This is a genomic window from Aliiglaciecola sp. CAU 1673, assembly GCF_029223185.1.
GTDB lineage: Bacteria > Pseudomonadota > Gammaproteobacteria > Enterobacterales > Alteromonadaceae > Bowmanella.
On sequence record NZ_JARHUG010000006.1, the window covers coordinates 165653 to 184923 of the forward strand.

A 19271-nucleotide genomic window follows, 5' to 3' on the forward strand; every position below is an offset into this window, starting at 1 on the left:
GATAAGACTCCTTATTGGCTTTTCAGTTGGCCGGCGGGGGCGATATTACAGGCCCGCCAGGTGGGATAGAGGCCTGCGGCGATGCTGGATAGCAGCGCCAGGCCCAAAGCGACGGCCACCATGGTCAAATCCATGCTGGTCATGTTTTTGGCAAAATCACCATATAAGGTGCCGATGCCAATCAGGCCAAGATAGGCCAGTCCCAAGCCTGCCAAACCACCGGCCAGGCCGATACAACCGGTTTCCACCAAATGCTGCATAAAGAGGTCGCCCTTGGAAGCGCCGACGGCACGACGAAGGCCGATTTCGGCGGCTTTTCCGGTAAATTTGGAGAGCAGCAAACCGATGGTGTTAAGCAGGCATACCAGCAGGAACATAAAGCTCAGCCACAGCATAATGCGCGCATCATCGGCAACCACTTCCTGATCTTCCATCCATTCCATCACATCCGATAGGCGGTTATTGATAGGACGCTGAAAACGTCCCATGGCCTTTTGCTCGGCGGCATAGCTGTTGAGGAAGTCCAGGTAGGCGGCCTCGGCATTTTCATCAGGCAGCTCTACCCACATCTGGAAGTTAATGCATTCAGACTGCAGGAAAGCTTTGAAGCCCTCACCATCAGGTGTTTTCCAGCAATTGGTATTACCGCCGTTTGGCAGTTCCAGCTCTTCTTTGAGCAGGAAAGGCATATACAGCTCTTCGGGTTCATTAAAGGCCCCAGTGGTCACATCATAGAACTTAGGCATGGGCTCCCACTGCTTAAGCACGCCGACCACGGTAAACACATTGCCGCCAATGGTCAGACTATTGCCTACCGAGTTTTCTCCGCCGAATATCTTGTCATTGGTTTCCTGGCTAAGCACCACCACTTGTTCGCGGGCCTGGTCCTGCTCATGGCTCCAAGGTGCGCCGTACAAGAATGGCACTTCAAACATGGGGAAGAAGTCGGTAAAGGCCAGACGGATACTGGCATTGTAGGGCTTGGCATCCTGGCCTGGTGGCTCAATAACCGCACCAGAGCTGGCCATAGCCGACTGGCGCACGGCCTTTTTCGCCCTCATCAGGTTAGTCGCTTCGGTCCAGGTGACCTGACTTGGCAGGGAATACTCATCAGCGTCGGCGCTGTTGTTGGGATCCCAGCTATCTAACTGCACATAAAATAGTTTGTCGCTCTTACTGGGGATGGGGTCGGCCGACATAATGTAGTTCACCGTAATGGTGGTCATACAGGCACCGATGCCAAGGGCAATGGCGGCCACCATCAGGCTGCTTAAAATTGGATTGCGCTTGATGCTAAGCATCGCCAGGCGCAGGTAGTAGCTAAACATAGTCATCTGCTCCTTAACCGTTGCTGGCCTTGGCGGTTGTTTGCGATTCTTCCTCGGCAAAGGCCGCTACTTCATGCAGTTCGCTGACCCGACCGTCGCGCACATAGATATTGCGCTTGGCCTGCTTGGCCAGGCTTGGATCGTGGGTCACCATGACAATGGTGGTGCCCTTTTCGTTAATGTCTTTCAGTAAATCCATCACGCTGTGGGCCATCTTGGTGTCGAGGTTGCCGGTAGGTTCATCGGCCAACAAAAACCTTGGCTCACCGGCTAGTGCTCTGGCAATCGCTACACGCTGCTGCTGCCCGCCTGATAACTGAGAGGGCAGATGTTTCATGCGGTTGGCCAGTCCCACCATCTCCAGACTTTGCTCAATACGGCGCTTGCGCTCGCTGCTGTTAAAACCGCGATAACGCAGTGGCACATCCACATTGTCGAAAAGGTTGAGGTCAGGGATCAGGTTAAAGCTTTGAAAGATAAAACCGATTTTCTCATTGCGAAAACGGCTTCTAGCCTTGTCATTAAGGTGACTGACGTCTTCCCCATCCAGCGAATAGCTGCCGCCGTCAAAAGTCTCAAGCAGGCCTGCAATGTTTAAAAAGGTGGTTTTGCCGGAGCCGGAAGGCCCGGTCACTGCCACAAATTCGCCTTCGCCAACGTTTAGGTTGAATTCCCGCAGGGCATAGGTCTGGACCAGGTCGGTACGAAACACCTTAGTGATATTGTTCATGGTTAGCATATTGCTGTTCCTTCTTGGTTTGGGGCTACTTCGCAGCCTTGGTATTTGAGAATCAATTCGTAATTTGTATTAGGTCAGCACCCCGGAATTGGTCGGTACCCGAGATTATGATGGTGTCACCTGGGTTTAAGCCGGCCAGGATCTCCACGCTGGACAAACTGCGGGCGCCGGTTTCAATGCTGCGCCGTTCTGCCATACCATTGCTCACCACATAGGCGATACGACCGTTACCGCTTTCCAGGAACTGGCCTCGCTGCACCATCAGCACATCGGTTTTGTTTTCCATCAGAATGCGCGTGGTCAGGCGCTGATTTTGGCGAAGACCCGAGGGAATAGAGTCGGCAAAACGCACCCGACCGGTCACCTGATTGTTCTCGATTTCAGGGGAGATAGTGACCAGCTTGGCTGGGTGCGTTTCGCCATTGAGGGTAATTTGTGCCTGCATGCCAATGGCCAGGTCATCGGCATAGCTTTCGGGAATGGCCACTTCCAGTTCGAACTGGCTTAAATCCACCACACTTAAGATGGCCTGATGTTTGGCAACCTGGTTTTTCTGCTGAACGGCAAGATTACCAACTAAGCCGTCCACCGGTGAGCGCAGGGTCAGTTCATCCACTTTACGCTTCAGTTCGGCTACTAACAGGGCTTGGCGCTCTACCAGCAGTTCACTGGTTTGGATCTCAAAGGCCAGGCTTTCGATGTCGAGTTTGGCGTCGCTGACAGCGTGCTGATGCACCAGTTTGGCGTTTTCTAAATCATCCTGGGCTTTTTCATAGTCAATCTGGCTGATGCTGTTGCTTTGATAGGCTTTGTCAGCGCGACGCTTTTCCCGGTCGGCCGCAGTCAACGCCACTTGTGCCATGTCTACGGTCTTCTGATTTTCCAACTGTTGAATGCGCGACTGAATCTTCTGTCTGTCTAAATCCATCTTTAGCTTTTGCAGTACTGATTCTTCCTGCTCCAACTCGTTGGTGAGCTCTGGACTGTCGATGCTGGCCAGCACCTGGCCCTTTTTAACTTCATCACCAGCATCCACCTCAAAAGTGATCACGCCTTGAGCGGGACTGTAAAGCTTAGGACTGACCGAAGCCACGACTTGGCCTTGCACAGACAGGTCCCGGACAAAATCACCCTGAGTCACTTTGGCCAGGCGCAAACGATCGGCGGGCACGGTGATTTCGGCACTTGACCAGTTACTGATAGCCGGGGCTACGGCACTAATGCCAAGGGCAAGGGCAATGACGGTTGCGCTGATCAGCAGCGGCTTTTTAATACTTTTTCGCGGGGCCAGTACTTCATCCTGGCCGCTGGTATCGGCAATTTTCATATCTAGCTTTTCCTGAAATTCAGAAGAACAATCGCTAGGTAAGTCGAGAGGGGGACGAAAAAGGTTTAAATTAGGAAAAACTTTTTTTGCCTGCTTGGGACGAAAGAGTAGGATGAGAACAACGATCAACATGGAATAAGAAAATGATCACCCTTTTATATGCAGGTCTCTCGGTCTTTTTAGTGCTTTATCTGGCGTTTAAAGTCATCCGGTTGCGAAACGTACATCAGGTGGCTATTGGGGATGGCGGTCACAAAGATTTACAACTGGCCATTCGCGCCCATGCCAATCTGATGGAATATCTGCCCCTTTGCCTGCTACTGATGTTTTTAGTGGAAAGTTCGGGGCTCAATGGTGTCCTTATCCACGGCTTGGGGGGGGTATTGCTGCTGGGGCGGCTTATTCACGCTTACAGCATACCGACCAGAATCCTTAAGCTGAGAGTGGTAGGCATGACCATGACCTTCTCGGTCTTGCTGGTGGCTGCGATCGCCGCTATTGGCAGGGCATTGGGGCTCTTTTAATGCGCTGGATGGCGGCCAAACTTGCCGACTATCTGCGCTTAGGCACTTTTATGCTGGCAGTGCTAATTGGGGTGCAGTTACCCGGCTTTATCCAGCAATATGAAGACGCCTTGCAGGCCCGATTAGCCGAAGTACGGCATAATCTTGCGCCCTTTTTGGCCGATGCAAAACGCCATAGTGGCGGTGATCTGAATGCCCTGATTGCCCGCTATCTGGCCAACAGCGATGAAGCCATTAGCGATGGTGGCAAAAGCTTAAAGCAGATGGTTGAGCGTGAAGCCTATTTAGCTGATTTAACGCAGCAATTGGCGAGCAGTGCTGTTACTCGTGCCTGGTACGCCCTGGCTGCGCCCGATCAGGAGATATTTAAGCAAGTCAGGGCTGGTTACGATTATCGAGTGCCGCTGGATATATCTGCCATTTTATGGGGGTTGAGTTGCGGGGTCCTGCTACTGATATTGCTGGATATGCTGCTTGGATTGCTGGCCTGGCCTTTTAAACGACCTGAGCGTCAGTGGCGTTGAATCAAAGACCCTAGAATGCACTAAAGCTGGACTGCTTTTCGATAAGCTTCAGCAGTTTCTTGCGCTTAAATAACGCTAACTTGCCTTTTTCCGGTAAAAAATGTGCGCCTGTATTTAATCCCACCACATTGCCTCTGGCCCATGGCGCTTTCGCCGGCGGACCACCGCAGACAATGACGTCCACTTCTTGATGGAAGGTGGTTTTTTGCTTAGGAGCGTCCTGGCAAGTCAAACAACGGAACAGGGTATTGAGATTGGCCTTTGCAAAGGCCTCTGCACTGAAGTGTTTTGGCGAAAAACTGCTGATAACGCCGATTTTATGGCCTTTTTTCTGGGTGATAAGGTAAGCCAGCGGTAGCTTTAATAATGCTTTGCTGGCTTTTTCAAGTGGATATTTCAAACCGATATTGTCATCGAAGGCCCATTGTCCACCTTCGGTATACCAATTCAGGTAGTGTCCGCTTTGCAGGGCATCCAGCATTATCAATTCGTGAATACCCAATACCGGATAAAACCAGGGACGGTTGAGCAGCGCCAATACTTTCAGACTGTCTTGTCCATAGTCAATCAGATTGCCCACGGTAAAGAGGCGATCCTGGTATGGATTAAATCCGGCTTTGTGCATGGCCCGTTCAAGGCCCGCATACTGACCACAGAGATTACCCACAAAATAATCTTTGCCTTGCTCATTGGGACCAAGATTTTTTAAGCGCTCAAATTGGCTAAGGAGCTTACCCAGTGCCAGGGGATACATTTCAGGTGCTCCTAACTAGTGGCACAAGCAGGGTAGGGTGGGAAATGGAACGCAATGTAGAATGACGATTAGGCCAGCATGTTCAATAACTTAACAAGAAGACTCCGGGATTCAATGGGGGTCATAAAAAATTCATGTAATAAAGGGGGGCGTCAAGGCTGGAGGCGTGAGTCGCGGCTGCCGCAAAGGGGCCGTCGCCAAGATCAGAAACAATCTTCAACGCGGGCTGCTTAGCTTATCTTTCAGTTTCATGGGCGTTGTTGGTGCGTTAAGTACCTTTCGCACGTTTGATACAAGGCTTGCATATCGATGGGTTTGGCGACGTGATCAGTAAAGCCAACTTCACAATAATACTTAACATCGGTATCCATCACATTGGCTGTTAAGGCGACAATAGGAATATCCGGATAGTGCTTCTTGATTATTGCGCAGGCTTGGATGCCATCCATCACCGGCATCTGAATATCCATAAAAATCAAATCAAAAACTTCATCTGCTGTTTTATCTACCGCTTCCTGCCCATTGTTTGTTACCACAACATGCGCCTCCGTTGCTTCCATCATAGAGGTAAAAATCATCTGATTGATTTCGTTGTCCTCTGCCAGCAATATCTTTTTGCCAGCCAGCATTGGCGCTTTTACTTTGGTTGGCTGTGATCTGTGGTCGGTTATCTCTGAATGACTAAGGGGTAACTTAACCTGAACAGTTGTGCCCTGATTGGGCTTACTTTTAATGTCGATTTCACCGCCCATCATTTCAACCAGACTTCGACAAATAGCCAGGCCTAACCCCGTTCCTCCATATTTCCTGGTAGTGGAGTTATTGGCTTGTTCAAAACGCTCGAAAACACGTGATACTGCATCCTCTGTCATTCCTATCCCGGTGTCTTCAACGACCAACAATAAAACGCCTTGCTTATCTGCATCGGCAGTGAGTGTGACACTTCCTCGTTCAGTAAACTTGATCGCGTTAGAAGCAAGATTTAGCAAAATTTGTCTGACACGGACCGGATCCCCTAACCAGCCATCGCGATATCCCGTCCCTTTGACTATGCGCAACTCAATGGCTTTTCTTTCTGCCTCTGAATGCAAAGAGTTATAAACAGACTTAATGATTTTGTCGCTGCTGAAAGGTACCTGTTCCAGTACTAACTTACCGGCTTCTATTTTGGAGATATCCAGAATGTCGTTGATGATGGTTAGCAACAGTTTTGATGAATACATCGCATTGGCCAGCAACTTAGATGCTTCATCTGTTTGCGGCATTTTTTGCAATAATTGCAGCGTACCCATTACGCCATTCATGGGGGTTCTTATCTCATGACTCATGTTTGCTAGAAACAATGACTTGGCGGCATTGGCTTGTTCCGCCTTTTGCCTTGAACTCTCTAATTCAAGCTTTTGCTGTGAGAGTAACCTGAGGTTTTCCTGCAAATGTTTATTGGTCGTTTCGAGTTTTTTAGTTTGTTGTTTTACGGTGTGCTTTAAACGGGAATTAAACCTTGCTTGAACCACTGCATAACCGGTTGCCAACAAGAGGATGGACAGTCCGATGTACAACAGACGCAGATCTAACAAACGACTTTTTGCTTCATACTCATGCAGCAACAACCCATCTATAGAGCCATTGTCCGGCGCCATTTTTAAATCTTTGTAAGTTTGCGCAATTCGTGCAAAACGATCTTCAAAAACGGTACCGATGGCAACCAACTTGGGTCTGATGATAGTTTCAGTCACTCTGGCTTCTTTTAAAACAGACTCAACAGATGCCTTCGGGGTGTATTTTTCGACCAGCAGTTCAGCCATTTCCTGTTGATTTTCTAAAGCGTATTGCCAGCCCCGCCTTGTCGCATCGACAAAGCGCTTTACTCCTGCCAGGTCACTTCTCACTCTAGCCTCTGTCGTAAACAGTAAGTCGCCATAAAAATCAATGCCATAACTAGCCGGATCAATGATGTTCAGGTCGATTTTTCGGTTTCTATACTTAATCGGTTGATTAGAAAGATAGGCTGACATGACGTCGGCTGTGCCATTGGTAAGCGCCCAGTCATCGAAGTTGTGTGGCACATACTCATAGTCATTCTCATCAATGCCAAACATCACCATCAGCGCCTGCAAAGATGCATCATCAACGTTGCGCTGAAACATTACTTTCTTGCCCACCAGATCATAGGGACTTTTAATATTTAGCTCTGACGTGGAAATGAAAACCAATGGACTCGTTTGGAAAATGGTGGTGGCAATGACCAGTGGTTTGTCATTTAAGCGTTGAAGTACCAAAGAAGAGTCTGCGACACCAAAATCAGCTTTCCCGGCTAATACATCGGCGGCGGCACTGGAGTTAATGTCTCTTTCCCTGATTTCAACGTCGAATCCGGCCTCCTTATAAAAGCCCTTTTCTTTTGCTGCGTAAAAACCGGCAAACTGAAATTGATGAAACCACTTCAATTGCAGGACGACTTTTTCCTGGGCGAAGGCAAAAAGAGGTTGGAGAAGCAATATAAGTATCAGGGTACGGCGCATTGCAAAATTTAATTGTTAAATTTATTCAAATGACTATAGCCAACTAAACCACGATACCCTGGCTAATCATCGACTTATTGAGTAAACCGAAAACTAAATGGCTCGTTGACAGAATAAATAGGTCGGTCGCTTACACCTCAACGCCCCCACACATGAAACGCATTCAGATACAGCCGTTCCACTTTTTCGCGGGCCCAAGGCGTGCGGCGCAGAAACTTCAGACTGGATTTAACCGAGGGCTCATGGCTAAAGCAATTAATGGGCACGGCCTTGGCCATTTCTTCCCAGCCCAGTTCTTTTTCCAGGCGCACCAGCATTTGTTCCAGGGTAATGCCGTGCAGGGGGTTATTAGTTTGTGTGCTCATACTGTCCACAATAAAAAGGAGAGCGTTCTTTATATCAATATACTTGCAGATTGGGTACAGCCTGTTTCCTTAAACTTGGCACTCGGCATTGCTGGGTGTAGCCTAAAGCAATACATAACCTTATCAGACATTGTGAATCAGACTCTCATCCCCAATGCTTTTGTGCGCTGGCATTGCCAGGCCTTGTTACAGCGTCGCTACGATATTCAGCCTTTGTTGAATACTCTGGGCATGCAGCTGAGTGATTTTGATAGTGACGGTTACCTCTTGCGAGCAGAGCAGTACGCCGCCCTGATTAAACAAGGCATCAAATTATTTGATGATGAAAGCTTTGGAGCAATGGACCCGCCTCTTCGCAACGGCACTTTTGAGTTTATGGCCAGAGCCTGCCTGCATGCAGCCAACCTGGAAGAAGCCATACAGCGCATGCAACACTTTTTTTATTTGCTTGATCGTCCGCTTGCCTGGCAAGCCAGTCAAGTACAGTCACAAAACATACTGGAATTACAGACACCTGATAGTCAGACTCACAGTTATTTTGTTGCCTACTGGCTGGCGGTAGTATGGCGTTTCCTGTGCTGGCTTATTGATACTCCGATCAAACTCAGCCGGGTTGAATTTGCTTTTTCCACACCAGATTTTGCTCATGAAATCAGACCTGTTTTTGCTGATTTGACGCATTACGGACAGTCGAAAAACGCCCTGTATTTTGCTAAAAGCTTTCTGACCTTGCCTGTGAAGCAAACGCCGAGAAGTCTTCAAACATATCTGATCAATGTCCCCGAATGCCTGTTAAGTCACTACAAACAGGACCTGAGCGTTGCAAGGCGAATTCGGGAGTATCTAGAATCTTTGCCAGATTTGTCCCAAGCGCAATTGGGAACAACGGCGGCGCGGTTTAATTGCAGTGAACAAACCTTGATTCGCGCTCTTCGCCAAGAGCAGCAAAAATTCAGCGATATCCGTGACAAGATCCGCAAGCAACGTGCAGGTTACCTTTTGCTGACCACCGACCTCAGTGTTTCACATATCGCCCATCGTTTAGGTTTTAGTGAAACCAGTGCCTTTCACCGCTGTTTTCGTAAATGGCATGGACAGACACCCCAACAATTCAGACAGGCTAGCGGCCAGTCCACAACAACAATGTAGATACTCTGGCTGACAGTTCTGTCGAAAGCCACTCAATCTGACAGTTTTTGCCACTAACTTGATAGTTTCCAACCTATGCCAGGTTCAAAGGCTGACTAGAATAATCGCTAGCTTATGATTCTCAGATAAGGGATTGTCAATGCAACAGGCCTATATCCTCGATGCCATCCGCACCCCCAGAGGGCGAGGCAAGCCCGGTGGCGCACTTTACCAAGTTAAACCCATCAACCTTTTAAGCGACTTGCTGATAGAGCTGCAAAAGCGCAATGGCTTTAACAGTGCAGAAATAGACGACATTGTGATGGGCTGTGTGACCCCCATAGGCGAGCAGGGCGCCGATATCGCAAAAACAGCGGCTCTCGTGGCCGGATGGCATGAAAATAATGCCGGGGTCACCATCAACCGCTTCTGCGCTTCCGGTTTGGAGGCGGTCAATATGGCGGCCATGAAGATCCGCTCCGGCTGGGAGCAACTGGTAGTCGCCGGCGGCGTCGAGTCCATGTCGCGGGTGCCCATGGGCAGTGATGGTGGTGCCTGGGCCCAAGATCCACAAACCAGCTTCACTACCCGTTTTGTACCGCAGGGTGTCGGCGCCGATTTAATAGCCACGTTGCAGGGCTACAGCCGCACACAATTGGATGAATTTGCCATGCAATCCCATCAAAAGGCCGCCGCAGCCTGGCAGTGCGACGCTTTTGCCCGCTCGGTGGTGCCGGTGCGCGATAGCCTGGGCAATGTCCTGCTTGGCAAAGATGAACTCATTCGTCCCGACGCCAGCTTGCAAAGCCTTGGTGCCCTTAAACCTTCATTCGCTGCTTTAGGGGATATGGGCTTTGATGCCTTAACCAAGCAAAAATATCCGCAAGTAGAACGTATTGCCCATCTGCACACCCCCGGCAATTCATCCGGCATCGTCGATGGTGCGGCGGCGGTGTTGATTGGCAGCGAACAAATGGCCCATAAATACGATTTAAAACCACGGGCCAGAGTATTAGCCACGGCGTTGGTGGGCACCGATCCGACTATTATGCTGACCGGGCCTGGTCCCGCTGCACAAAAGGCACTGGCCCTGGCGGGCCTGGAGGCAAAGGATATCGACTTGTTTGAAGTCAATGAAGCCTTTGCTTCGGTAGTACTGCGCTTTATCGACGATCTCAAAGTCGATCCTGCCAAAGTTAATGTAAACGGCGGCGCCATTGCCATGGGCCATCCTCTGGGGGCCACCGGCGCCATGATCCTGGGGACCTTGTTGGATGAACTGGAAGTGCGCGGCGACAAACTGGGGCTGGCTTGTCTTTGTGTAGGCGGCGGCATGGGTATTGCCACTATTATCGAGCGGTTGTAGGAGAAGGACATGTACATGCACATGAAACATATCAAGCTCTCTGTGGATGAACACAATATCCTGCATCTGACCTTTGACCGTGCCAATTCACCCGTAATTTTAATCGATCCGGCATTTTGCCAGGCCTTTTCCGCTGCGGTGGAGCAGGCGCTTAGCGGACCCTGTGTGGGCGTTATCCTACGGTCGGCGAAAAGTACTTATTTTGCCGGTGGCGATATCGACTTGCTGTACGCCACCAACAAGGACAACAGCGATGCCTTAAGTACCATGTTGGCTCAGCTGAAAGCCGCTATCCGCCGTTTGGAATGCGGTGGTAAGCCGGTGGTAGCCTGCATCAATGGCGCCGCACTGGGCGGTGGTTTTGAGCTGGCGTTGGGCACACACCGCCGACTTGTTGTAGATGATCCCCGAATCCGACTCGGGCTGCCGGAAGTTAATCTTGGTCTGCTGCCAGGGGCAGGCGGTTTGACCCGGATGGTCCGTATGCTGGGTTTGACTACAGCCATGCCTTATTTAACCGAGGGGAAATTGCTCGACCCGCAACAGGCGCTGCAAGCCCAATGGGTGCATCAGTTAGCCGATAATCAGGATGAGATGTTGCGGGAAGCCAGTCAGTGGATCTTGAGTCATCCGCAGATAGCGGCGCCTTATAGTGGTAAAGAAGACTGGATCCCGGGCGGCAGGCCAAACGATCCTAAGCTGGCTTCGGCCATTTCTGTGGCACCGGCTATGCTACGCCAAGCTACCCGCGGCAACCTGCCTGCACCTGAGGCCATTCTATGCGCCATGGTCGAAGGGGCGATGGTGGATTTTGACAGCGCCTGTCGCATTGAAAGACGCTATTTTATGCAGTTGGCACAGGGGGCCGTGAGTAAGAATCTGATCAATACCTTTTGGTATGGACAAAATGCCCTGAAATCGGGCTTCAGAAGGCCCTCCGCTGAAAAGCCTTGCGCTGAACGGCGTCAGTTCACAAAAGTGGGTGTGCTCGGTGCCGGGATGATGGGGGCCGGTATTGCCTGGGCCTGTGCCAGTAAGGGCATTGAGGTGGTGCTTAAAGATCAGAGCATCGAGCAGGCCGATAAGGGCAAAGACTATAGCCGCGCTCTTTGTGAAAAAGCCAAGGCCAGTGGAAAGCTGTCAGCCGACGATGCCGAAGCGCTGCTGGCAAGAATTCATACCCGTGCCGAGGCCTTGGATCTCTGTGACTGTGAGTTAGTGATTGAGGCGGTATTTGAAGATCGCGAGGTTAAACGTCAGGTCATCGAGCAGGCCGAAAGCGTATTGTCAGAATCAGCCATTTTTGCCTCCAATACCTCCACTTTGCCCATCGGCAGCTTGGCTAAGTATGCCAAACGCCCCGCACAATTTGTCGGTCTGCACTTCTTTTCGCCGGTGGATAAGATGCCTTTGGTGGAGATTATCCGTGGCGAACAGACTAGTGACGACACCCTGGCCGGTGCCTATGATCTTGCTGTGCAACTGGGGAAAACCCCGATTGTGGTTAACGATGGACGTGGCTTTTTCACCTCCAGGGTCTTTGCCGCCTTTGTCAAAGAAGGCATTGCCATGTTGCAGGATGCCCCGCCTGCACTTATCGAAAATGCGGCCTATCTGTGTGGTTTTCCAGTGGGGCCCTTGGCGGTTTCCGATGAGGTCAGCCTGTCGCTGTTCGCCCGAATCAAGCAACAGACTCATACTGATCTAGCTGCAAACGGACAAAGTGCGCCAAGTCATGCTGCCGATAATATTATCGATAAAATGCTTAACCTTAGCCGCAGCGGGCGCAGTGCAGGCAAAGGCTTCTACGACTATCCAAAAGACGCCGAGAAACAGCTTTGGCCGCTGCTAAGTCAGACCTTTTTAGACGGTGAAGGTTATCTTCGTTTAGAAGAGGCCAAAGACAGATTACTGTGCATTATGGCCCTGGAGACCGTGCGTATTCTGGAAGAGGGCGTACTGCAATCGGTGGCCGAGGCCAATCTTGGCGCCATTATGGGCTTAGGTTTCCCGGTGTGGACCGGCGGCCCGTTGCAGTTTATCAATTATCTGGGCGTGGCTGAATTTGTGCGCCGCTGCGACAGCTTAAGTCGTCGCTATGGTCAGCGCTTTGAGCCTACACAGAAGCTTCGCGCCATGGCTGATGCCGGTCAGCAGTTTATGGTGGAAAAGCCGTGACTCTGCATAGCGTGAATGGGGTGAATAAACCCAAAGGCCCGCTGGAGGGGATACGCATTCTGGATTTCTCCACCTTGCTGCCTGGGCCCTATGCCACCATGATCCTTGCCGATATGGGCGCCCATGTGATTAGAGTAGTCGCCCCCGAGAGGCCCGATCAGGTGGAAAGCCTGCCACCTTTTGTCGAGGTAAAGGGCAAAAAGACCAGCGTCGCTCATCTATATCTGAATCGAAATAAGCGCAGTATTGCCTTGGATTTGAAGGTGCCGGAGAGTGTCAGCGCGGTGAAAAAACTGCTGGTACAGTCGGATGTATTGATTGAGCAGTTTCGCCCCGGTGTGATGGCTAAATTCGGTTTGGCCTATGAGGATCTGAAAACCACCTATCCGGGATTGGTCTATTGCTCCTTGACCGGTTTTGGTCAAACCGGCAGCCACGCTAAGCGCGCCGGGCACGATATTAACTATCTGGCGTTAAGCGGACTTGCCAGTTACAGCGGAAGAAAAGAGACCGGTCCGGTGTTAAGTGGTGCGCAGGTGGCGGATTTGGCCGGTGGTGCGCAGCAAGCGGTGATGGCGATTCTGGCGGCACTGCTGGCGCGGACAACCAGCGGACAGGGGCAACATCTGGATATCAGTATGACAGATGGGGCTTTTGCCCTGAATGCGCTTTTTGGTGCCTGCGCCCTTGGCACTGATACACCGCCTGCAACTGGCGGTACTTTGTTAAACGGCGGCAGCCATTATGACTATTACCAAACTGGTGATGGCCGTTATCTGGCTGTCGGTGCTCTTGAACCTAAGTTCCTGAGCGGGCTCTGTGAAGCCCTTAATCACCCGGAGTGGAAAACCTTAGGTGATCATTCTCCGGCAATGTTTAAAGCCTTACTTACAGAAGCTTTTAAGCAACATCCCCTTAGTTACTGGCAGGCGCTTTTTGCACCACTTGACATTTGTGTGGAGCCGGTGCTGGATTTTTGTGAAGCGGCAAGCTTAACGCTTGTTAGTGAAAGGCAAATGCTGTGGCCTTATCAAACTTGCGATGGGAAGGAAATCAAACAAATCGCCCCACCGCTTAAATTCGACGGCTGTGAACCGCCTCGTCATACCGCAGTGCCAAGTGGTGCCGATAGCCAAGCCATATTAGCTGCGCTGGGATTCAGCGACAGTCAGATTCAAATTATGAGTCAACCCAGTAGGAGAACCTCCCTTGAATGAGTACCTGGCACCAAGCCAATACTTTGATTTTGACCACCCCGATGTGCGGGCACTGGCCGTGCAGTTTACGAACAATGATCCCAAGCAGAAAGCCATCGATATGTATTATTGGGTACGCGATGAAATTCGCTACAACCCCTATCTGGTGGTGGAAGGGGCTGACAGCTTCAAAGCCAGCTATTGTCTGCAGGACAGTGAAGGGTATTGTATTACCAAGGCCAGTTTGTTGATTGCCTTATGCCGTTTTCACGGTATTCCTGCGCGTATTGGTCTTTGCGATGTTAAAAACCATCTCTCCAACGATCGTCTCAGCCGATTGATTGGTAGCAATGTGTTTCCGATGCATGCCTATGCCGATCTTTATCTCAATGGCAAATGGGTCAAAGCGACGCCTGCCTTTAATGTCTCCCTGTGTGAGAAGTTTGGTACTGCTGCCCTTGAGTTCGATGGCGAGCAAGACGCAATCTTCCAGGCTTTTACGCCCGATGGCCGCGCACATATGGAATATGTAAAGGATCATGGTACCTTTGCCGACATGCCGGTGGCGTTTATGTTGGCCTACCTAGAAAGCTGTTGTCCGGGACTGTTTGGTTCACAGGCAATACTAGGCCAGGCACTGGAACTGGAAAAATAAGGAAAAGATTGATGAACCCTATGCTTGATGACCAAGAAGTATCGTTATTCCGCGATACAGTGCGCGGTTTTATGCAAAAAGAAGTGGCCCCCCATTATGAGCAATGGGAAAAAGACAAATGCATACCCAAGTCCTTTTGGCTGAAGATGGGCGAACAGGGCATGCTGTGTGCCGACATTCCTGAGGAATATGGCGGTATCGGCACCGATTTTCGCTTTAATATGGTGGTGATTGAGGAGGCCTCCCGCGCAGGTTTTGCGGCATTGGCCACAAATTTGACCGTGCATTCCGATATCTGCGCTCACTACATCTTGAACATGGGCAATGAGGCGCAAAAGCATAAATACCTGCCCAAGATGGTATCCGGCGAGTGCATAGGCGCCATCTGTATGACCGAGCCGGGCGCGGGCTCAGACCTGCAAGGTATGAAAACCAACGCGGTGAAAAACGGTAACGAGTGGCGTTTAAACGGCTCCAAGACCTTTATCACCAATGGGCAAAATGCTTCGCTGTATATCGTTGCTGCCCGCACTAATCTGCAGGTTAAAGCAGCCAAGGGTTTATCCTTGTTCCTGGTGGATGGCGATAAGGCTGGTTTCCAGCGTGGCCAGAACCTGCACAAGATGGGCCAGCACGCTGCCGATACCTCTGAGCTGTTCTTTGAAGATGTGATCTTATCTGATGAGGATATTCTGGGACCGCAAGACGGTGGCTTTATTGCCTTGATGCAGGAGCTTCCCCGCGAGCGCTTGGCGCTGGCAGTGGGCGCAGTGTCTCATGCCGAAGGGGCGCTGTATCTGGCCACCCAGTACGTTAAGGAACGTCAGGCGTTCGGTGGGCCATTGACCAACCTGCAAAGCGTCCGTTTCTCTCTCGCCGAGATGGCGACCCAAGTGGAATTGCACAAGGCCCTGAATGAGAAATGCAAAGGGCTGCTGATGGAGAAAGCCCTGAGTACAGAACTCGCCAGTATGGCCAAATACGCTGCGACCGATATGGAATGCAAGGTCATCGACCAGGCCCTGCAGTTATTCGGGGGCTACGGCTATATGCAGGAATACCCCATCTCTCGCTTCTATGTGGATGCCAGAGTACAGCGCATCTACGGTGGCACCAACGAGATTATGAAGGAAATTATCTCCCGTAAGCTGGTGGCCGATTAATCCTCGTATAAAGAAGGGGGCGATGCCCCCTTGGTGATTGCAGACTAGTCTTTTTCCTTCTTATCTATTTCCCATTCATACTCAAACGCGGTCTCGCTGCCGTCCTCTTTCTGCTCCACAAATTTGGCTTCGAATTCGGAAAAATTAAGGGTGACATTTTCCGTGAGCCTGTCCTCACCGCCAGTCCCTCCAGTGGAAATGCTGGTGATTAGCACATTATTCAGGGTGATTTCATAAAGTGGAGTCTGCTGCGAAGCGCGGCGTACCGTTAACACCACATCATCAAAATGGGTTCCCTGCGCCATGTGTCTGAACAAAGGCACAGTGGTGCTGTCGACATACTTAGTAAATTGCATATCCATTTGCCCAATTTTCTTGCCGACTTTGGGGGTATGGTCTCCATTTGACTTAATCTCGACTTTTTTACGAGCGCCCCAATGCCAATTCAACACATCCATTTCACCGGGGTGGCGGGGATCTTTCGCTTCGCCAGCAATATCGCCCATCTTCATAAAGGCAGCGGCCATGACTTCGTGTGACAACAAGGACAGGGCAAAAACGGCAACTACGTAGATTGCTGAAAGCTTTTTCATCACAATCTCCTGGTAGTGGTAGAGTTAAGGCATGGCTGGCGAAATACGCTAGTCATGCCAATAGCAAGTATAGCGTTGCCGTTTGATGAGACATTGTCATCTGGGCAAAAACTTTAGACAGTGGCCGTAAACAGGTTTGGCATCCCCATGTAGCAGGTGACCGTCAGGGTAAAGCGAACGCTGCATAGCGTTGTATTTTAGAACAGCGAATTCGCCAGTTTTGTGCTACTTAAAGACTTATAGGCTGGATGCCTTAATCCGATGAGGCTAGTCTGTTAGCAGGAAATAATGAGACGCCCGGAATGCGACGGATTTACCTGTTTGTATTATCCATTGTGTCATCGGCCGCCGCCCAAGATCATATCCCAGATACGATGTTGTGGCTGACAACCGATGCGCCTGTTCACCGACAGGCAAACCCCATGGATGTCAGTGGAGCGACACTTTCACTTCTGCTGAAGCAGATGCCTCAGATACGGGTCAAGCACATCAGCGCCAACACCAATCGTATCTTCAGTATGCTGGAGCAGGAAACATCGGCTTGTGCCGGCAACTTCCTTAAAACCAGTTTGCGTGAAGAGGCCTTCCCTTCAACCACTCATCCGCAAACCATTTTTCTTGGCCTTCGGCTCTATGTCCGTGCAGATAACGCCTTGGATCTTGCTCAGCCCGTGGTCCTGGAAGAATTCCTGGCATCCATGCCCAATAAACAGTTTGGTGTGGTTGGAGGGCGTAGTTATGGGGATAAATTCGATGCCATTTTTTCCGATGCCCAATGGAATGAAAAGCTTTGGATCCGCAATGCCGAAGATATGGCTGCCGGCCTGGTCGACATGCTGATTCAAGGGCGGGTGTCAGCCATACTGGAGTACCCAAGTGTCGTTGCACATTATAAAAATCAATTTAGTAGCGATGTGCCGTTGTTAAGTTATTCATTGCACCAATCACCGCTATTTAGTCTTGGCTATATCTATTGCTCACCCACCCCTCAAGGTAGGGCTCTGGTTGCCGCCTTTGACAAGGCTATTGAGGCTGCAAGCCGGCAAGAAAGTTATTTGCAAGCTCACTTACGTTGGTTTCCCGAAGCGCAACACAATGAATTACAAGAAATTTTTACTCTGGTGTATGGCACTGAAAAGCAGCCATAGCGCTGTCTTGGAATAATTTTGTTGTTGGCACTAAAGGCTCTCCCCATTTTGTCGATAAAGACTATGGGAGGATCCATTATGAACATCCAATCATATCAGGCGTCGATTGCCCACGAGCAGCAACACTTTGTAAAACATGACAGGCAAGTCGTGGCGCGACAATCCGTGGCTTTACCCATACAAAGTCAGCGAGAGAGGGCACCAACCGCCGTACCTCAAGCCACAGTATCTGAAAAGGCTGCGGCTTCAGCATCGCATAAAGGCGTGCAAAAAGAACAGTCCGATCAAGAAGACATCAAGTCGGACGATCCTGAGCTAAGAATGCTCAGGCGTCTGGTAGAAATGTTAAACGGCCGGCCAATTGACTGGTTTGAAGCTGCCAGATGGGAGGGCGAGTCGGTTCAGTCAGCGTCGACAGGCGATGTTCAACAAAACCCGCAATCTGCAGATGAAACCCAGCTGATCGTTAAAGAAACAGCACTTAACTATCAGGCTTATCATTTTAGCATCTCCCTGGACTTGCAATTAGCAGAGGGGCAACGATTTAGCTTTCAAGGTCAGCTCGATTGGCAGCAACTGAACGTCTCCCAGAGTCTTTCAGTGGTTAAAGAACAGCAACTCAAAGATCCTCTGGTGGTTAGCTTTGATTGGCGACCGGTAAGTTTTAAAGGCAACACCACTTTGGATTTGGACGGTGATGGCAACCTGGACAAATTGCCCACTCCTGAAGGTAATGCCGGGTATCTGGTCAGAGACCTTGACAGAAATCAGCGCATGGATGGTCCTGCGGAATTGTTAGGGGTCACCAGCGGTGATGCCTGGGCCGATATACAAACTCTGGATGATAATGGTGATGGCCTGTTAGATAGCCGGGACAAAGCCTTTAACGATTTATATTGGTGGCAGCCTGGGGCGGGTTCAAAACTCGTGTCACTCACTGCGTTACAAATTGATGCAATATTGTTGCAAGGTGCCAACACTGTCGTGGATATTGCGTCAGAAGGCGAGCCCATAGCCAGACTCAGGAAAACCGGGGCCTTTGTCTATCACGACAATCAGGCGCGCTCAGCAGTAGGGCTGATTCAGCAGTTTGATTTTTATACTTAAGGCTCATTGTTGGATTTTTGGCAGGGTCGATTCACGTCGGAAAAATCTTGCCGAACCTGAATAATTCTCGCTTTGTATGCCTCGGCATCACCGTACTCAAAAAACTTACCATAGCGGTTATGCAGTGCTCGCTGCCGATAGGCATGCTTTATCGGGCACCAGTGCTGCTCGGTGTGCCCGGCAATTTCGCTGACATAAGCCATCAAGCCGTTAAAGTACCCACAATAGAGGCAATTCAGTTTTTCAATACCATTTAAGTAGCCAAGTTTATGCCTGTCTAAGCGGATATAGTCAGCACGACGCACCTTGGGAATGCGATAGACGGGAAAGCAAACCATTTGGTAAAGAGACACCAGAATATCCATGAGCAGGGCGGGGAACAGACAAGCCCAGATAAAGGGGGCCGTCAATATCTTCAGTAGTGAAGAGTGAAAGAGATAGGTGTGCAACTTAGTGGCCAGGGTTTTGTGGTATCGCTGAGTTTGCTCTTCAAAGTAGACCTTCCCTTCTTTGATCTTGTAGGAGAACTCCGTTTCCATTTTTTGCAGCTCTTCGCGCAAATCTTGTTCAAGGGATTTGATTTGCTCGATGATCTTTTTGGCGTTGTCCATGTTTTTGTTCCTGCCTTGCGGTGGCTGCTTGTAGGACAATCGC

18 protein-coding genes are annotated in these 19271 nt (G+C 50.3%); 10 read left to right on the forward strand and 8 right to left on the reverse strand.

Going from position 1 to position 19271, the window contains the following annotated elements; translation table 11 throughout:
- Positions 1–11: 11 nt before the first annotated feature.
- Genes P2G88_RS07720 through P2G88_RS07730 form a run of 3 tightly spaced genes read right to left on the reverse strand, consistent with a single transcriptional unit; the run spans position 12 to position 3394 of the window.
- A complete protein-coding gene (locus tag P2G88_RS07720; RefSeq protein ID WP_275795262.1) occupies positions 12–1328 on the reverse strand; it encodes an ABC transporter permease in 1317 nt (438 codons plus the stop codon).
- A 13-nt stretch (positions 1329–1341) separates the two neighbouring features.
- A complete protein-coding gene (locus P2G88_RS07725) occupies positions 1342–2067 on the reverse strand; it encodes an ABC transporter ATP-binding protein (protein ID WP_275795263.1) in 726 nt (241 codons plus the stop codon).
- Positions 2068–2119: 52 nt separating this feature from the next.
- Positions 2120–3394, reverse strand: a complete 1275-nt coding sequence (locus P2G88_RS07730) for an efflux RND transporter periplasmic adaptor subunit (RefSeq protein WP_275795264.1) — start codon at positions 3392–3394, stop codon at positions 2120–2122.
- 143 nt (positions 3395–3537) lie between these two features.
- Here P2G88_RS07730 and P2G88_RS07735 point away from each other — a divergent pair, with 143 nt between their 5' ends.
- Both P2G88_RS07735 and P2G88_RS07740 read left to right on the forward strand, forming a co-directional pair.
- Positions 3538–3918 (forward strand): MAPEG family protein, encoded by a 381-nt coding sequence (locus tag P2G88_RS07735; protein WP_275795266.1) that lies wholly within the window; start codon positions 3538–3540, stop codon positions 3916–3918.
- Positions 3918–4442, forward strand: coding sequence for a DUF2937 family protein (locus tag P2G88_RS07740; protein WP_275795267.1), 525 nt, complete (start codon positions 3918–3920; stop codon positions 4440–4442). Before P2G88_RS07735 ends, P2G88_RS07740 begins: the two co-directional genes overlap by 1 nt.
- Before the next feature lie 10 nt (positions 4443–4452).
- Here P2G88_RS07740 and P2G88_RS07745 read toward each other — a convergent pair whose 3' ends face one another.
- From P2G88_RS07745 to P2G88_RS07755, 3 genes are all read right to left on the reverse strand, one after another.
- Positions 4453–5196 (reverse strand): hypothetical protein, encoded by a 744-nt coding sequence (locus P2G88_RS07745; RefSeq protein WP_275795268.1) that lies wholly within the window; start codon positions 5194–5196, stop codon positions 4453–4455.
- 248 nt (positions 5197–5444) lie between these two features.
- The gene (locus P2G88_RS07750; protein WP_275795269.1) at positions 5445–7718 is read right to left on the reverse strand and encodes an ABC transporter substrate-binding protein; all 2274 of its coding nucleotides are present in this window, start codon (positions 7716–7718) and stop codon (positions 5445–5447) included.
- A gap of 137 nt (positions 7719–7855) precedes the next feature.
- Positions 7856–8035: a VF530 family DNA-binding protein gene (locus P2G88_RS07755; RefSeq protein ID WP_275795270.1), complete on the reverse strand. Its 180-nt coding sequence runs from the start codon at positions 8033–8035 to the stop codon at positions 7856–7858.
- Here P2G88_RS07755 and P2G88_RS07760 point away from each other — a divergent pair.
- The 6 genes from P2G88_RS07760 (at position 7961) to P2G88_RS07785 (ending at position 15769) form a co-directional block, all read left to right on the forward strand.
- Positions 7961–9232: an AraC family transcriptional regulator gene (locus P2G88_RS07760; protein WP_275795271.1), complete on the forward strand. Its 1272-nt coding sequence runs from the start codon at positions 7961–7963 to the stop codon at positions 9230–9232. The two genes, P2G88_RS07755 and P2G88_RS07760, sit on opposite strands and share 75 nt — an antisense overlap.
- A gap of 139 nt (positions 9233–9371) precedes the next feature.
- On the forward strand, positions 9372–10577 hold the full coding sequence (locus P2G88_RS07765) for an acetyl-CoA C-acetyltransferase (protein ID WP_275795272.1): 1206 nt from the start codon (positions 9372–9374) through the stop codon (positions 10575–10577).
- Between the two features lie 9 nt (positions 10578–10586).
- Complete coding sequence (locus tag P2G88_RS07770; RefSeq protein ID WP_275795273.1) at positions 10587–12755, forward strand: 3-hydroxyacyl-CoA dehydrogenase NAD-binding domain-containing protein; 2169 nt, start codon at positions 10587–10589, stop codon at positions 12753–12755.
- On the forward strand, positions 12752–13972 hold the full coding sequence (locus P2G88_RS07775) for a CaiB/BaiF CoA-transferase family protein (RefSeq protein ID WP_275795274.1): 1221 nt from the start codon (positions 12752–12754) through the stop codon (positions 13970–13972). The genes P2G88_RS07770 and P2G88_RS07775 overlap by 4 nt, the downstream gene beginning before the upstream one ends.
- Complete coding sequence (locus P2G88_RS07780; RefSeq protein WP_275795275.1) at positions 13965–14606, forward strand: transglutaminase family protein; 642 nt, start codon at positions 13965–13967, stop codon at positions 14604–14606. The genes P2G88_RS07775 and P2G88_RS07780 overlap by 8 nt, the downstream gene beginning before the upstream one ends.
- Before the next feature lie 11 nt (positions 14607–14617).
- Positions 14618–15769: an acyl-CoA dehydrogenase family protein gene (locus P2G88_RS07785; protein ID WP_275795276.1), complete on the forward strand. Its 1152-nt coding sequence runs from the start codon at positions 14618–14620 to the stop codon at positions 15767–15769.
- Between the two features lie 44 nt (positions 15770–15813).
- Here P2G88_RS07785 and P2G88_RS07790 read toward each other — a convergent pair whose 3' ends face one another.
- A complete protein-coding gene (locus P2G88_RS07790) occupies positions 15814–16362 on the reverse strand; it encodes a type VI secretion system tube protein Hcp (RefSeq protein ID WP_275795277.1) in 549 nt (182 codons plus the stop codon).
- A gap of 302 nt (positions 16363–16664) precedes the next feature.
- Here P2G88_RS07790 and P2G88_RS07795 point away from each other — a divergent pair, with 302 nt between their 5' ends.
- Both P2G88_RS07795 and P2G88_RS07800 read left to right on the forward strand, forming a co-directional pair.
- The gene (locus P2G88_RS07795; RefSeq protein ID WP_275795278.1) at positions 16665–17510 is read left to right on the forward strand and encodes a transporter substrate-binding domain-containing protein; all 846 of its coding nucleotides are present in this window, start codon (positions 16665–16667) and stop codon (positions 17508–17510) included.
- Between the two features lie 78 nt (positions 17511–17588).
- Positions 17589–18617: a hypothetical protein gene (locus P2G88_RS07800; protein ID WP_275795279.1), complete on the forward strand. Its 1029-nt coding sequence runs from the start codon at positions 17589–17591 to the stop codon at positions 18615–18617.
- Here the strand turns inward: P2G88_RS07800 and P2G88_RS07805 are convergent.
- The gene (locus P2G88_RS07805; protein ID WP_275795280.1) at positions 18614–19228 is read right to left on the reverse strand and encodes a hypothetical protein; all 615 of its coding nucleotides are present in this window, start codon (positions 19226–19228) and stop codon (positions 18614–18616) included. The two genes, P2G88_RS07800 and P2G88_RS07805, sit on opposite strands and share 4 nt — an antisense overlap.
- Between the last annotated feature and the right edge of the window lie 43 nt (positions 19229–19271).